The organism is Marichromatium purpuratum 984 (genome assembly GCF_000224005.2).
Lineage (GTDB): Bacteria > Pseudomonadota > Gammaproteobacteria > Chromatiales > Chromatiaceae > Marichromatium > Marichromatium purpuratum.
Window position 1 is genome coordinate 3,630,774 of sequence record NZ_CP007031.1, and the last position, 12,783, is coordinate 3,643,556.

A 12,783-nucleotide genomic window follows, 5' to 3' on the forward strand; every position below is an offset into this window, starting at 1 on the left:
GGCTCAGCGCGGGGGCCGCAGCGCGTCGCGAAAGCCCGCGACCGCGGCCTTGGCGGCGGCGTCGATACAGTCGTCGGCGCCAGTCAGTCGGTTGCGGCACTGCAGGTCGAGATAGAGCACGGTGCCGCCCTCCAGCCCACTCAGCCGGGCCAGGGTGAGCACCCGCACCTCGCGCTCGTCACGCATCCGGGCGATCAGCAGATCGATGCTCTGGTGCAACTCGGGCGGCGCGAAACGCTCCGTCAGATAGGCCTGCGCCCGCGTCCAGTCGCGCGCGCAGCGCGCCCTCTCACCACACACCAGACGATGGGGTGGCACCGGGAGCGACGCCACCGCCTCCCCGTCCAGCCCACGTAGCTCACGCAGCCGCTCCAGCACCTCGGCGAAGCGTCGGCGCGCCGCGTCCTTGGAGCGCTCCAGAACGACGATGCGGCGATAGTGTTCGAGGATCCGGCGCTCGACCTCGATCACCTCGGACTCCAGCGTGCGCAGGGTCTCGGCCTGCCCCTGATCGGCCCCGGCCCGCTCGGTGGCGAGCGCCTCGAGACGCGTCCGTTCGCGGCGGATGCCGTCGCGCTGCACCTGGATGCGGGCATCGAGCGCGCTCAGTTGCCCCTCCCTGACCATGCGGACATCCTCCTCGTTGCGATAATTCGCGAGGATGTAGTCGTCATACATCTGTGCCAGCGCGCGGGCGCGCTCGGCCTCGATCTCCGCCTCGGAGGGCGCGGGCGGGACCGCCTCGCGCTCGACGCCACGGGTATCGAGTTCGACATGCCCGCGCTCGACCGACTCGGCCGGCAGGACATCGGAATAATGGATGTTGCCCGTCTCGTCGACCCAGCGATACAGACGCGCCCCGGCCTGCTGCAGGCAAGCGCACAGACAGGCCGCCACGACCAGCGAGCAGAGAGGACTCGGGCAGGGCGATCGCTTCGACATCGCAAGGCCTCCTGACGATCGAGGAAGGGGCGCTGGACGCCGCCGGGTAGGGCACGCCGCGCCGCGCGCTCACGGACCCCGGCACAGACCAGCGGCGACACCCTCCCCGGCTTGCGTGCGGCGATCAGGCCCCGTAACGGGCGCGATAATCGCGCACCGCAGCGGCCATCGCGTCGGCCTCGGGGCGCTCGCCGAGGAAGGCGATGAGATCATCGAGGGTGACCACGCTGTAGACCGGCATGGCATAGGTCTCCTCGACCTCCTGCACCGCCGAGCGGACATCGCGCCCGCGCTCCTGACGATCGAGCGCGATCACCACCCCGGCAGGCTCGGCCCCGGCGGCACGGATGATCTCGACCGACTCGCGCACCGAGGTCCCGGCGGTGATCACATCGTCGATGATCAACACCCGCCCGCGCAGCGGACTGCCGACGATGGTGCCGCCCTCGCCGTGGTCCTTGGCCTCCTTGCGGTTGAAGGCATAGGGCTGATCGCGGTCGTGCTTGGTGGCGAGCGCGATGGCAGTGGTCGCCGCCAGCGGGATGCCCTTGTAGGCGGGACCGTAGAGCACGTCGAACGCAACCCCGGCGTCGACGATGCGCTGGGCGAAGGCCTCGCCCAACCGCGCCAGGCGCACACCCGTATCGAACAGACCGGCATTGAAGAAATAGGGGCTCTGGCGGCCGGATTTCAGCGTGAACTCGCCGAACCGAAGCGCGCCGATCGAGGTCGCGAAGTCCAGAAGGTCGCGCTGGTAGTCTTGCATCATGGGGGCGTCCTGAAAGAAAACGTCGGATGGATGGGATCGGCGCCCGACACGATCGGGCCGCGCCGGCGCCACAACCCCAATAGGATAAACGCTCATCCGTGCATTTGAGCAGGGTCGCGCGCCCTGCGAGGAGTCGATCGATGCTCGAACAGGCCCCACTGGGGCTCTACCCCACCGCCTTCCTCGTCGGCCTGCTCGGCGGCGTGCACTGTCTGGGGATGTGCGGCGGCGTCGCCGGCACCCTCACCCTCGGGCTCGACCCCGCCACCCGCGCCCGGCCATTGCGCCTGCTGCCCTTTCTGCTCGCCTACAACCTCGCGCGCATCGCCGGCTATGCCCTGGCCGGGGCGCTGGTCGGCGCACTGGGGGCACTGCTGGTCGAGCTCGGCCCGCTGCTGGCGGTGCAGCGCGCGCTCTATGGCCTCGCCGGGGTGGTGATGATCCTGCTCGGGCTCTATCTCGGCGGCTGGTGGCGGGTGCTCGCGCTCGGCGAGCGACTGGGACTGGTGCTGTGGCGCCGGCTCGAGCCGCTCGGGCGCGCGCTGCTGCCGGTGCGCAGCCTGCCGCGTGCGGCGCTGATCGGGCTGATCTGGGCCTGGCTGCCCTGCGGACTGGTCTACAGCGTGCTGATCAGCGCCCTGGCGAGCACCGATGCCGGACGCGGCGCGCTGGTGATGCTCGCCTTCGGCGCCGGCACCCTGCCAACCCTGGTCGGGCTCGGGCTGCTCGCCGGCGCAGCCGCCCGGCTCGGCGAGCGCGTCTGGGTGCGCCAGCTCGCCGGGGCGGTGGTGACGGGCTTCGGGGTGCACGCGCTCTGGCAGCTCCTGGTGCTGCGCTGAACGCGCGTCAGGGCTCAGTCCTCGGTGAAGAACTGCTGCTCGAGCTCGACCTTGGTGGTCTGGTCGCTGCCCTCCGGGGTCACCGCGATGCGGAACACCATCAGCTGCTCTTCCTCGATCGGGAACTCGCCGACATAGTGCACGGTGCCGCGCTCGGGGATGGTGATCTCGCGCATCGGCACGCGCGTGGCCTCGGTCGAGGGCGGGGTCAGGGCCTCGACCTCGACGCGCGCGCGCGTCGGCGCGCCCATGCCCTGCTCGCTCGGGCCGCGCACGCCGACATTGAGCATGCCGCGACGCTTGCTGCGCAGGATCTTGAATTCACTGGCGATCTCGGGGTTGAGCGTCGCGGTGGGGATGGCGTTGTAGTGGATCTGGTAGCCATCGGCGCTGGTGGCGGTCTCGGCGCCGACCGGGGCGCTGATCGCCAGTGCCACGCCGAGCGGGAGCAGCAGGGCTCGAAGTCTGAACATGACGCAATCTCCTGTTGAACACATTGAGCGAAAGACTCGCGGCTTCAGGGGCGCTCGACGGGTAGGGGCAGCTGCTGCGGCGCCTCGATGCGCAGCCGCTTGTAGCGTGCGTGCTCGCCGCCGATCAGGGTGACCCGCGAGGGCGCCACCCCGAAGGCGTCGGCGACGAACCGTCGCAGCGCCTGATTGCCCTTGCCGTCGACCGGCGGGGCCTTGATCCGCACCCGGTAGTACTCGCCACCGGGATCGGGACCGACGAAGGCATCGCGCGGCGCACGCACCTGTACCCGCAGCGACAGCTCCAGATCCTCCCCGTTCCAGCGATACCAGCTCATGCCCGCCTCAGAAGGGGTTGCCGACGAGGAAATCGAGCGGCGGCACCAGCAGCATCTTGAGCAGCACCAACCCGATCAGCACCGCCATCGGTGACAGATCGATACCGCCGATCGGGGGGATCAGCCGCTGCGCTGGACGCATCAGCGGATCGGTCAGGCGCGCGAGCAGCGCCACGGCCGGGTTGAAGGGGTCGGGGTTGAGCCAGCTGAGCAGGGCGCGCGCCAGCACGGCGAAGAAGAAGATGTCGAAGAACAACTCAACCACCCCGGGCACGGCCCAGCCGAGCACCGCGAAGGGCGAGCGCTCGACCCCGAGCAGCAGCATCAGCAGCAACGACTCGACGGCGAGCAGCAGCCACACCAGCAGCAGCGAGGCGAGATCGAGTCCGCCGTAGCCGGGCACCAGCTTGCGCAGCGGGCGCAGCACCGGGCTGGTGACCTTGACCACGAACTGCGAGATCGGGTTGTAGAAGTCGGCGCGCGACCACTGCAGCAGGAAGCGGATGGCCACCACCGCGGCATAGAGCCCGAACAGGGTCTGGATCAGGAAGACGGCGGGATTGAGCAGATAGGACGAACTCATGACTGGCCCTCGAGTTCGGTCGAAATCTCGGCGGCGCGGTCACGCGCGGCACGCGCGGCGCGCGCCACCAGATCGTGCAGGTCGGCGCCGTCGAACACCGCCAGCGCGCGCGCCGTGGTGCCGCCGGGCGAGGTCACCCGCTCGCGCAAGCGCGCCGGGGTCTCGTCGCTCTCCATCGCCATCTTGGCCGCACCGAGCGCGGTCTGCACGGTCAGCAGGCGCGCCGTCTCGGCATCCAACCCGAGGGCGACGCCGGCCTCCTCGAGCGCCTCCATGAAGCGCAGGAAGTAGGCCGGGCCACTGCCGGAGATGGCGGTGACGGCGTCGATCTGCGTCTCGCTGTCGACCCAGCGGGTCAGCCCGGCGGCGCGCAGGATGGTCTCGGCATGATTGCGACCGGCGGCATCGACCTCGGCACTGGCATGCAAGCCGATCGCGCCAGTCTGCACCATCGCCGGGGTGTTGGGCATCGCCCGCACCACCGGCAGCGGCGCACCGAGCCAGCGTTGCAGCGTCGCCTCGCGCACCCCGGCCATCACCGAGATCACCAGCACCCGGCGAGCGGCGAGCGCCGGAGCCAGATCACGGCAGACTGCGGCGGCGACCTGCGGCTTGACGCACAGGGCGACGATCTCGACCCCGTCGATCGCGTCGGCACCAGCGGCGAAGGCACGCACGCCGAAGCGCGCCTGCAGCTCGCCGCGGCGCTGGTCGTCGGGCTCGACGACCCGGATCGCGGCGGTATCGTAGCCGTCGGCGATCAGGCCGGCGATCAGGCTGGTGGCCATGTTGCCGCCACCGATGAAGGCAATGCTGGCTGTCGTCATATCAACCCCGGAAACTGAAGGAAACCATGCGGCAGGCGCCCGGCAGGCGCCATGCCAAAACTCAATTATAAGGACGCGGCCCGAACACCGCGGTGCCGACCCGCACCAGGGTCGAGCCCTCGAGGATCGCCGCCTCGAGATCGCCCGACATCCCCATCGACAGACACTCGAGCGGGGTGGCGGCGCTGGCCAGCGTATCGCGCAGCGCGCGCAGCGCGCGGAAGGGCGCGCGCTGCGCCGCCTCGTCCTCGGCCGGCGGCGGCAACGTCATCAACCCGCGCACGCGCAGCGCCGGCAGGGTCTGGCAGAGCGCCAGCAGCTCGGCGGCCTGTTCGGGTGCGAGCCCGGCCTTGCTCGCCTCGCCGGCGAGGTTGACCTGGATGCAGACGTTGAGCGGTGCCGCATCCGCGGGGCGTTGGTCGTTGAGCCGACGGGCGTGGTCCGGGCTGCACAGCCCGTGCACCCAGTCGAAGTGGGCGGCGATCTGGCGCGTCTTGTTCGACTGCACCCGACCGATGAAGTGCCACTCGATGCCGGGCGCCTCGAACGCGGTGATCTTGTCGAGCGCCTCCTGCACATAGCTCTCGCCGAAGGCGCGCTGGCCGGCCGCATGGGCGGCGGCGATGGCCGCCAGTGGCTGCTTCTTGCTCACCGCCAGCAGCGCGATCGTGGCCGGGTCGCGCCCGGCGCGCGCGGCGGCGGCCTGGATGCGCGACTGCACCTGTTGCAGCCGCGAGTCGATGGTCTGTTGGGTCATGATCGATAACGTGTTCGTTGGAGTTCAGACACCCGCCGGTGCCAACCGCGCCTGCAGCAGCCGCAGCGCCTGGCCGCGATGACTGAGCCGGTTCTTGGTCTCGGCGTCGAGCTCGGCGGCGCTGCAGCCGGTCTCGGGGACGAAGAACACCGGGTCGTAGCCGAAGCCGTTGGTGCCGCGCGGGGTCTCGAGCACCCGCCCCTCCCAGGTGCCCTGGCAGATCACCGGGGTCGGATCCTCGGCATGACGCAGATAGACCAGCACGCACTGGAAGCGCGCGCTGCGCGCCTCGGGGGCGACACCGGCGAGCGCCTGCAGTAGCTGTGCGAGGTTCTCGGCATCGCTCGCGCCCGCCCCGGCATAACGCGCCGAGCGGATCCCGGGCGCGCCCTGGAGGGCGTCGACCTCGATGCCGGAGTCGTCGGCGATCGCCGGCAGCCCACTGTGACGCGCGGCGTTGCGCGCCTTGAGGATAGCGTTCTCGACGAAGGTCAGCCCGGTCTCCTCGATCTCGGGGATGGCGTGGTCGCGCTGCGGCTCGACCTGCAGCCCGCTGGCGGCGAGCAACTGGTTGATCTCGCGGACCTTGCCGGCATTGTTGCTCGCCAGCACGATCCGGGTCTCGGGTGCGTTTGGGTTCATGGCGGGGTCCATCGGCAGGTGGATTGATCAGGTGGTCAGTCGGCCAGCACTGCGCGCTGCGCGGCCTGGATCTCGCGGATACCGGCCTCGCCCAGCGCCAGCAAGGCGTCGAGTTCGCTGCGGGCGAAGGGCACGCCCTCGGCGGTGCCCTGGATCTCGATGAAGCGCCCATCGGCGTCCATCACCAGATTCATGTCGGTCTCGGCCTTGCTGTCCTCGGCATAGTCGAGGTCGAGCACCGGCTCGCCCTCGAACACCCCGACCGAGACCGCTGCGACCTGGGTGTGCAGCGGATCGGCACCGAGCGCGCCGCTGGCGAGCAGGCCGTCGACGGCCTCGCGCAGCGCCACCCAGGCACCGGAGATCGCCGCGGTGCGGGTACCGCCGTCGGCCTGGAGGACGTCGCAGTCGAGAGTGATGGTGCGCTCGCCGAGGGCGTCGAGATCGATCGCGGTCCGCAGCGCGCGCCCGATCAGGCGCTGGATCTCGAGGGTGCGACCGCCCTGCTTGCCGCGCGCCGCCTCGCGTGGGCTGCGCTCGCCGGTGGCGCGCGGCAGCATGCCGTACTCGGCGGTCACCCAGCCCTTGCCCTGGCCCCTGAGGAAGGGCGGCACCCGGGCCTCGACGCTGGCGGTACAGAGCACCCGGGTGTCGCCGAACTCCACCAGCACCGAGCCCTCGGCGTGCTTGGTGAAGCCACGGGTGAAGCGCAGGTCGCGCAGCTGGTCGGGACGGCGTTGGGATGGTCGCATGGACTCTGTCTCTCGGTTGATTGGCCGACCATCTTCGGTCGCCGGCCAGGGAGGCGTCAATGCGCCTCGACTCCGCTCGGACGGCTGTCGACGGCACCCGTGACCGCACCCGCCCGGTAGCGCTCCAGATGCGGGCGCAACCAGTCGAGCAGCGCGCTGGCATCCCGCGGACGGCGCGCCGCCTCCATCTGCATCGCCCAGTCGACCGCCTCGAGCAGGAAGCCGGGATAGCGCCCGGCGAGCGCCTCGCGTGCCGACACCAGGGTGTCCTCCTTCTTGCGCTCGAGCGCCGGCGGCGGGGTCTTGCGCTCCATGCAGGTGCGGATGCTCGCACCGACGGCATAGACATCGGTCCAGGGACCAAGCTCGGCGGCGCTGAAATACTGCTCGACCGGCGAGTAACCGGCGGTGACCACCTGGCTGCCGCGGGCGCGCTCGCGGTTGAGCGGGTGCACCGCGCCGAGATCGAGCAGCAGCGGTTGGTTGCCGTGACGCAGGTGGACGTTGCCGGGCTTGACGTCGAGATGGACCATCGCGTGCTGGTGCATCAGCGCCAGGGCATCGAGCACCGGCACGAACACCTCGAGCAGAAAGGTGGTGCTGACACCGCCGCGGCGCTGCTGCAGATAGGTCGAGAGATTGCGTCCGCGCTCGTTGGGCATCACCAGATAGCCGGTGTCGTTGGCGAGGAAGAAGTCGAGCACGCGGACGATGCTCGGGTGCGACAGCGAGGCCAGCGCCTGTACCTCCTGGAAGAACAGCCGCCGACCGTGGTGCAGCGCCAGTGCCTGCTCGGCGCTCATCGGGACGACACGCCCCCCGTCGCGGCGGCGGGCGAGCTTTTTCGGCATGTATTCCTTGATCACCACCTCGGCCCCGGTGTCGAGGTCGTGGGCGAGATAGATCAGGCTGAAGCCGCCCTTGCCGATAACCTCGGCGAGCTGATAGGCGCCCACCAGGGTGCCCGGAGAGAGGTTTTTTCGGGCCAGGGCCATGGCTGGTTCATCTGCTCCACTGGACCCGGGCGGCCGAGCCGGACCGGGTGTCTTGCAACACGGTACCCATTGATGGCACCCGATGGCGAGAACACGCGTCCCGGGGCGACACACATTGGCGCCAAGTATACCCATCACCCACGACGCCGACGCTCGAAAGGCCGGGCGACGCTGCCTTATACTGGAGCGCATCGAAAGACCCCCAGCATTGGGATATGCGGTTCTGGCGGCGACGCTGCCTTATACTGGAGCGCATCCGACCGTCCCACCGACCCCGAGAGCCGCGCCAGCATGATCAAGAGCATGACCGCCTTCGCCCGTGAATCCAGCCAGAGCGCGCTGGGCGAGCTTACCTGGGAACTCAGGACCGTCAACCATCGCTATCTCGAGCCGATGCTGCGCCTGCCCGAGGAGCTGCGCGCCCTCGACACCCGGATCCGCGCGCGGCTCGGCGAACGCCTGCACCGCGGCAAGGTCGACTGCGCGCTGCGCTTCAATCCCGGCGCCGGCGCCCCGGTCGCGCTCGAGCTCAACCGCCCGCTGGTCGAGCAGCTGCTCGCCGCCGGCGACGCCCTCGCCGGGCTCAGCGGTCGCGACACCCGCCCCACCCCCTTCGAGTTGCTGCGCTGGCCCGGCGTGATCCGCGAGCAGGAGCGCGATCTCGATCAGATCGGCGCCGCCGCGATGGCACTGCTCGACCAAGCCATCGACGGCCTGATCGCCACCCGCGAGCGCGAGGGCGCACGCCTCGCACAGCTGGTGCGCGAGCGCTGCGACCGGCTCGAGGTCTGTGTCGAACGGGTGCGTACCCGCATGCCCGAGGTCATCGCCGAGACCCGCGCCCGGCTCGCCGAGCGCCTCGCCGAGCTGCGCGAGGAACTCGACGAGGGGCGGCTCGAACAGGAGATCGTGCTCGTCGCCACCAAGCTCGACGTCGACGAGGAGATGGACCGGCTCACCGCCCACATCGCCGAGGTGCGCAGCGTGCTCGAACGCGACGAGCCGATCGGGCGCCGGCTCGACTTCCTGATGCAGGAACTCAACCGCGAGACCAACACCATCGGCTCCAAGTCCTCCGACGTCGAGATCACCCGCACCGTGGTCGACATGAAGGTACTGATCGAGCAGATGCGCGAGCAGATCCAGAACATCGAGTGAACACGCAACGCCTCGGTTCCTCGTGGATCCGCACCCATCGACACGACCGGTGCGCCTCCGACAGACAATCAGGCGAACGCGAGCGGCTGTCGAGTCCTGACGCGCAAGGTCGTATAATTAAGCCTTTTTCGTCTCGCGCAGCCAGCTGGGAAAAGCGCCCCGGAGTCCGCCCGGACTCGCGACCGCAGCGCCGGCACCAGACATCGTCGGCGAGCGCGCAGGACCCCCACCGTCGAAGGCACACCCGCAATGGGACAAGGCATCCTCTTCATCGTCTCGGCGCCCTCGGGCGCCGGCAAGACCAGTCTGGTCCGGGCGCTCCTCGAGCGTGATCCCGCGCTCGCGCTCTCGGTCTCCTGCACCACCCGCGCGCCGCGCGCCGGCGAGCGCGACGGCGTCCACTATCACTTCCTCGCCCGCGAACGCTTCGAGCAGGCGATCGCCGCCGGCGACTTCCTCGAATCGGCGGAGGTCTTCGGCAACCTCTACGGCACCCGCGAGCAGGACGTGCGCGACCGGCTCGAGGCCGGCGAGGACCTGATCCTGGAGATCGACTGGCAGGGCGCACGCCAGGTCCGCGCGCGCATCCCCGAGGCGGTCGGCATCTTCGTACTACCGCCCTCGATCGCCGAACTCGAGCGTCGGCTGCGCGGACGCGGCACCGACAGCGACACGGTGATCGCCGGGCGCATGGCCCAGGCCCGCGACGAGATGATCCACGGCGACGAGTACGACTATCTGGTGGTCAACGGCGACTTCGACGCCGCGCTCGCCACCCTGGCGGCGATCGTTACCGCCGAGCGCCAGCGCCAGGCGCGCCAGCAGGGCGTGCTCGCAGCGCTGCTCGAGGGCTGAGCCGGCGCCACCGGCGAACCTCGCTCGACATCCCGCGCCGCCGGCCTGGGGACCGGCGGCGGGTCACTCGCAAAGACCTGCCGGACGCTACTTGAACCCAGCGTTCTTGTGATAGTCTGAACAGTGTTCACACCCTGTTCGCGGGCCGTCCCAGGACCGCCCCGGGGCGCCCCGTCGCGGCGCCGCGCCACCGCATCGAGATGCACGGCCCGCTCTGCTTTCATCCGCTCCAAAATAGCTTTTAGAGATCACCCGACCATGGCAAGAATTACCGTCGAGGACTGCCTCAAGAACGTCGACAACCGCTTCGATCTGGTGCTGCTGGCCACCAAGCGCGCCCGCCAGGTCGCCAACGGTGTCGAGCCCACGCTGGCCTGGGAGAACGACAAGCCGACGGTGATGGCGCTGCGCGAGATCGCCGCCGGCAACGTCACCAAGGGCAGCGTCCAGGAGGCCCAGGCCGAGATCGACGAGTCGGCCTCGCTCGAGCAGGCGCTCGCCGCCGAGCTGGCCGCGACCGAGACGCCGCGCGGCGAGGCCCGCTAGTCGTGTCCTCGCGGCGGGCCCCCATGCCCGCACCCGGGCGTGCCCACCGGCCTCCGTGCCGGTGGCGCGCGCAGCTCCCCACCGCTACCGTCGCACCGCGCCGTCCATGTCCGCCGATCCGCTGACCGTCGCGCCGCCCGCCGCTCGCGCGCCCGAATCCTCGCTGCGCGCCGAACCGCCGCGCTATCTCATCAGCGACCTCTGCGCCTATCTCGAAAGCTATCTCCCCCCCGACCAGGTCCGCGAGTTCTACCGCGCCTATCTGTTCGGCGCCGAGGCCCACGAGGGCCAGAAGCGCAAGTCGGGCGAGCCCTACATCTATCACCCGGTCGCGGTGGCGCGCATCCTCGCCGAGATGCGCATGGACTACAAATGTCTGATGGCCGCGCTGCTGCACGACGTCATTGAGGACACCGACATCGCCAAGGCCGAGGTCGCCGCCGACTTCGGCGACGATGTCGCCGAACTGGTCGACGGGGTCAGCAAACTCTCGCAGATCGACTTCGACTCACGCGCCGAGGCACAGGCGGCGAGCCTGCAGAAGATGCTGCTGGCGATGACCCGCGACATCCGGGTGATCCTCATCAAGCTCGCCGACCGGTTGCACAACATGCGCACCCTCGATGCGATGCGCCCCGAGGCCTGTCGCCGGATCTCGCGCGAGACCCTGGAGATCTACGCCCCGATCGCCAACCGCCTGGGCATCAACTGGGTCCGCATCGAACTCGAGGAACTCGGCTTCGAGCACCACTGGCCGTGGCGCCGTCGGATCATCCATGGCGCGGTGAGGCGCACCCACGGGGAGCGGGTCGAGATGGTCGGCACGGTCGAGCGCGCGCTCCAGCAGACGCTCGTCCAGGAGGGAATCCCCGGCACCGTCGAGGGACGACGCAAGCATCTCTACGGCATCTACCGCAAGATGCGCGACAAGCATCACCCCTTCGAGGAGGTGATCGACGTCTCCGCCTTCCGCGTGGTCGTCGACCGGGTCGACACCTGCTATCGCGTGCTCGGCGTGGTCCACAACCTCTACAAGCCGGTCCCCGGTCGCTTCAAGGACTATATCGCCATCCCCAAGGCCAACGGCTACCAGTCGCTGCATACCGTGCTGGTCGGTCCTCAGGGAGTTCAGATCGAGGTGCAGATCCGCACCGAGGACATGCAGCGCATGGCCGAGTCGGGGATCGCCGCGCACTGGCTCTACAAGAGCGGCGACGAGGCCAACCCCGCGGCGCTCGCCGCCGACTGGCTGCAGAACCTGCTGGAGATGCAGCGCGAGGCCGGCAACTCGGTCGAATTCCTCGAGAACGTCAAGGTCGACCTCTTCCCCGGCGAGGTCTATGTCTTCACCCCCAAGGGGCGGATCATCACCCTCAAGCGCGGCGCCACCGTCGTCGACTTCGCCTTCGCGATCCACTCCGACATCGGCAACACCTGTGTCGCCGCCCGCGTCGATCACCGCCTGGTGGCACTCAACACGGTGTTGCGCAGCGGCCAGCGCGTCGAGATCATCACCGCCCCCGGGGCCAAACCCAACGCCTCCTGGCTGAACTTCGTCACCACCGGCAAGGCCCGCGCCGGCATCCGCAGTTATCTCAAGAACCTCAAGCAGCGCGAGGCGCTCGGACTCGGCCAGCGACTGCTCAACGCCGAACTCTCGGTCTTCGACCTCGATCTCGACCAACTCGAGACGCCGCAACTCGCCGCCTATCTCGACGAGGCCAAGCTCACCGGGCTCGACGCCCTGCTGGTCGACATCGGACTCGGCAACCGGCTCGCCGCGCTGGTCGCACGCCGACTCGTCGGCGGCGAATTCGAGGAACTCGGCAACGAGCCCCGCAACGAGGCCAAGAACCACCCCAACCGCCTGGCGATCCGCGGCACCGAGGGCATGGTGGTGAGCTTCGCGCGCTGCTGCCGACCGATTCCCGGCGATACCATCGCCGCCCAGTTCAGCCCCGGGCGCGGCATCGTCGTGCACCGCAGCGAGTGCCGCAACCTCGGCAGCCCCGAGCGCAAGCGCGACCGCCGGCTGGCGGTGGAGTGGGCGAGCGAGCCCGAGGGCGAGTTCTCCACCGAGATCCGCGTCGAGATCGGCAACCGTCGCGGCGCCCTGGCGGTGGTCGCCAGCGCCATCGCCGAACAGGGCTCGAACATCGAGACCGTGGTCTCTTGCGAGAAGGAAGGGATGACCACCGCGCTGGAGTTCGTGATCCTGGTGCGCAGCCGCGTCCATCTCGCCCAGATCATGCGTCGGCTGCGCCACATCCCGCTGGTCGAGCGCATCATCCGTCTGCCACGCTGAGCTGC

General features: G+C 69.7%; 15 protein-coding genes. 5 read left to right on the plus strand and 10 right to left on the minus strand.

The features are described 5' to 3' along the window. Positions 1-3: 3 nt before the first annotated feature. Positions 4-942: a DUF4124 domain-containing protein gene (locus MARPU_RS15765; RefSeq protein WP_005223079.1), complete on the minus strand. Its 939-nt coding sequence runs from the start codon at positions 940-942 to the stop codon at positions 4-6. Between the two features lie 124 nt (positions 943-1,066). Further along, positions 1,067-1,708, minus strand: coding sequence for an orotate phosphoribosyltransferase (pyrE, locus tag MARPU_RS15770; RefSeq protein ID WP_025275399.1), 642 nt, complete (start codon positions 1,706-1,708; stop codon positions 1,067-1,069). 143 nt (positions 1,709-1,851) lie between these two features. On the opposite strand from pyrE, the gene MARPU_RS15775 reads away from it, so the two are divergent. Then, positions 1,852-2,550 (plus strand): sulfite exporter TauE/SafE family protein, encoded by a 699-nt coding sequence (locus MARPU_RS15775; protein WP_005223081.1) that lies wholly within the window; start codon positions 1,852-1,854, stop codon positions 2,548-2,550. Between the two features lie 14 nt (positions 2,551-2,564). Here MARPU_RS15775 and MARPU_RS15780 read toward each other — a convergent pair whose 3' ends face one another. The 8 genes from MARPU_RS15780 to MARPU_RS15815 form a co-directional block, all read right to left on the minus strand. Continuing rightward, complete coding sequence (locus MARPU_RS15780) at positions 2,565-3,023, minus strand: DUF4426 domain-containing protein (protein WP_005223082.1); 459 nt, start codon at positions 3,021-3,023, stop codon at positions 2,565-2,567. Positions 3,024-3,067: 44 nt separating this feature from the next. Then, on the minus strand, positions 3,068-3,358 hold the full coding sequence (locus MARPU_RS15785; RefSeq protein WP_005223083.1) for a DUF167 domain-containing protein: 291 nt from the start codon (positions 3,356-3,358) through the stop codon (positions 3,068-3,070). 7 nt (positions 3,359-3,365) lie between these two features. Next, positions 3,366-3,941: a YggT family protein gene (locus tag MARPU_RS15790; protein WP_005223084.1), complete on the minus strand. Its 576-nt coding sequence runs from the start codon at positions 3,939-3,941 to the stop codon at positions 3,366-3,368. Beyond that, positions 3,938-4,768, minus strand: coding sequence for a pyrroline-5-carboxylate reductase (gene proC / locus MARPU_RS15795; protein ID WP_005223085.1), 831 nt, complete (start codon positions 4,766-4,768; stop codon positions 3,938-3,940). The genes MARPU_RS15790 and proC overlap by 4 nt, the downstream gene beginning before the upstream one ends. A 61-nt stretch (positions 4,769-4,829) precedes the next feature. Then, on the minus strand, positions 4,830-5,525 hold the full coding sequence (locus tag MARPU_RS15800) for a YggS family pyridoxal phosphate-dependent enzyme (protein WP_005223087.1): 696 nt from the start codon (positions 5,523-5,525) through the stop codon (positions 4,830-4,832). 24 nt (positions 5,526-5,549) lie between these two features. Further along, complete coding sequence (gene rdgB, locus MARPU_RS15805) at positions 5,550-6,167, minus strand: RdgB/HAM1 family non-canonical purine NTP pyrophosphatase (RefSeq protein ID WP_005223088.1); 618 nt, start codon at positions 6,165-6,167, stop codon at positions 5,550-5,552. A gap of 35 nt (positions 6,168-6,202) precedes the next feature. Next, the gene (gene rph / locus MARPU_RS15810; RefSeq protein WP_005223089.1) at positions 6,203-6,919 is read right to left on the minus strand and encodes a ribonuclease PH; all 717 of its coding nucleotides are present in this window, start codon (positions 6,917-6,919) and stop codon (positions 6,203-6,205) included. Positions 6,920-6,975: 56 nt separating this feature from the next. Next, on the minus strand, positions 6,976-7,914 hold the full coding sequence (locus tag MARPU_RS15815; RefSeq protein WP_005223090.1) for a serine/threonine-protein kinase: 939 nt from the start codon (positions 7,912-7,914) through the stop codon (positions 6,976-6,978). 291 nt (positions 7,915-8,205) lie between these two features. Here MARPU_RS15815 and MARPU_RS15820 point away from each other — a divergent pair, with 291 nt between their 5' ends. The 4 genes from MARPU_RS15820 to MARPU_RS15835 all read left to right on the plus strand — a co-directional run bounded on the left by MARPU_RS15820 (position 8,206) and on the right by MARPU_RS15835 (position 12,778). Then, positions 8,206-9,072 carry a YicC/YloC family endoribonuclease gene (locus MARPU_RS15820; protein WP_005223092.1) on the plus strand — a complete coding sequence of 289 codons (867 nt, stop codon included), beginning with the start codon at positions 8,206-8,208 and terminating at the stop codon, positions 9,070-9,072. Positions 9,073-9,321: 249 nt separating this feature from the next. Further along, the gene (gene gmk / locus MARPU_RS15825; protein ID WP_005223094.1) at positions 9,322-9,927 is read left to right on the plus strand and encodes a guanylate kinase; all 606 of its coding nucleotides are present in this window, start codon (positions 9,322-9,324) and stop codon (positions 9,925-9,927) included. Between the two features lie 258 nt (positions 9,928-10,185). Further along, entirely contained in the window at positions 10,186-10,473 is a 288-nt protein-coding gene (rpoZ, locus tag MARPU_RS15830) for a DNA-directed RNA polymerase subunit omega (protein ID WP_005223095.1), read from the plus strand. Positions 10,474-10,594: 121 nt separating this feature from the next. Further along, on the plus strand, positions 10,595-12,778 hold the full coding sequence (locus tag MARPU_RS15835; protein WP_051415226.1) for a RelA/SpoT family protein: 2,184 nt from the start codon (positions 10,595-10,597) through the stop codon (positions 12,776-12,778). Positions 12,779-12,783 lie beyond the last annotated feature (5 nt).

Coding starts and splice junctions, on each gene's coding strand:
- pyrE (WP_025275399.1), bottom strand. CDS start 1,708: ATGCAAGACTACCAGCGCGACCTTCTGGACTTCGCGACCTCGATCGGC.
- rdgB (WP_005223088.1), bottom strand. CDS start 6,167: ATGAACCCAAACGCACCCGAGACCCGGATCGTGCTGGCGAGCAACAAT.
- gmk (WP_005223094.1), top strand. CDS start 9,322: ATGGGACAAGGCATCCTCTTCATCGTCTCGGCGCCCTCGGGCGCCGGC.
- MARPU_RS15820 (WP_005223092.1), top strand. CDS start 8,206: ATGATCAAGAGCATGACCGCCTTCGCCCGTGAATCCAGCCAGAGCGCG.
- MARPU_RS15800 (WP_005223087.1), bottom strand. CDS start 5,525: ATGACCCAACAGACCATCGACTCGCGGCTGCAACAGGTGCAGTCGCGC.
- MARPU_RS15780 (WP_005223082.1), bottom strand. CDS start 3,023: ATGTTCAGACTTCGAGCCCTGCTGCTCCCGCTCGGCGTGGCACTGGCG.
- proC (WP_005223085.1), bottom strand. CDS start 4,768: ATGACGACAGCCAGCATTGCCTTCATCGGTGGCGGCAACATGGCCACC.
- MARPU_RS15815 (WP_005223090.1), bottom strand. CDS start 7,914: ATGGCCCTGGCCCGAAAAAACCTCTCTCCGGGCACCCTGGTGGGCGCC.
- MARPU_RS15790 (WP_005223084.1), bottom strand. CDS start 3,941: ATGAGTTCGTCCTATCTGCTCAATCCCGCCGTCTTCCTGATCCAGACC.
- MARPU_RS15775 (WP_005223081.1), top strand. CDS start 1,852: ATGCTCGAACAGGCCCCACTGGGGCTCTACCCCACCGCCTTCCTCGTC.
- rph (WP_005223089.1), bottom strand. CDS start 6,919: ATGCGACCATCCCAACGCCGTCCCGACCAGCTGCGCGACCTGCGCTTC.
- MARPU_RS15785 (WP_005223083.1), bottom strand. CDS start 3,358: ATGAGCTGGTATCGCTGGAACGGGGAGGATCTGGAGCTGTCGCTGCGG.
- MARPU_RS15765 (WP_005223079.1), bottom strand. CDS start 942: ATGTCGAAGCGATCGCCCTGCCCGAGTCCTCTCTGCTCGCTGGTCGTG.
- rpoZ (WP_005223095.1), top strand. CDS start 10,186: ATGGCAAGAATTACCGTCGAGGACTGCCTCAAGAACGTCGACAACCGC.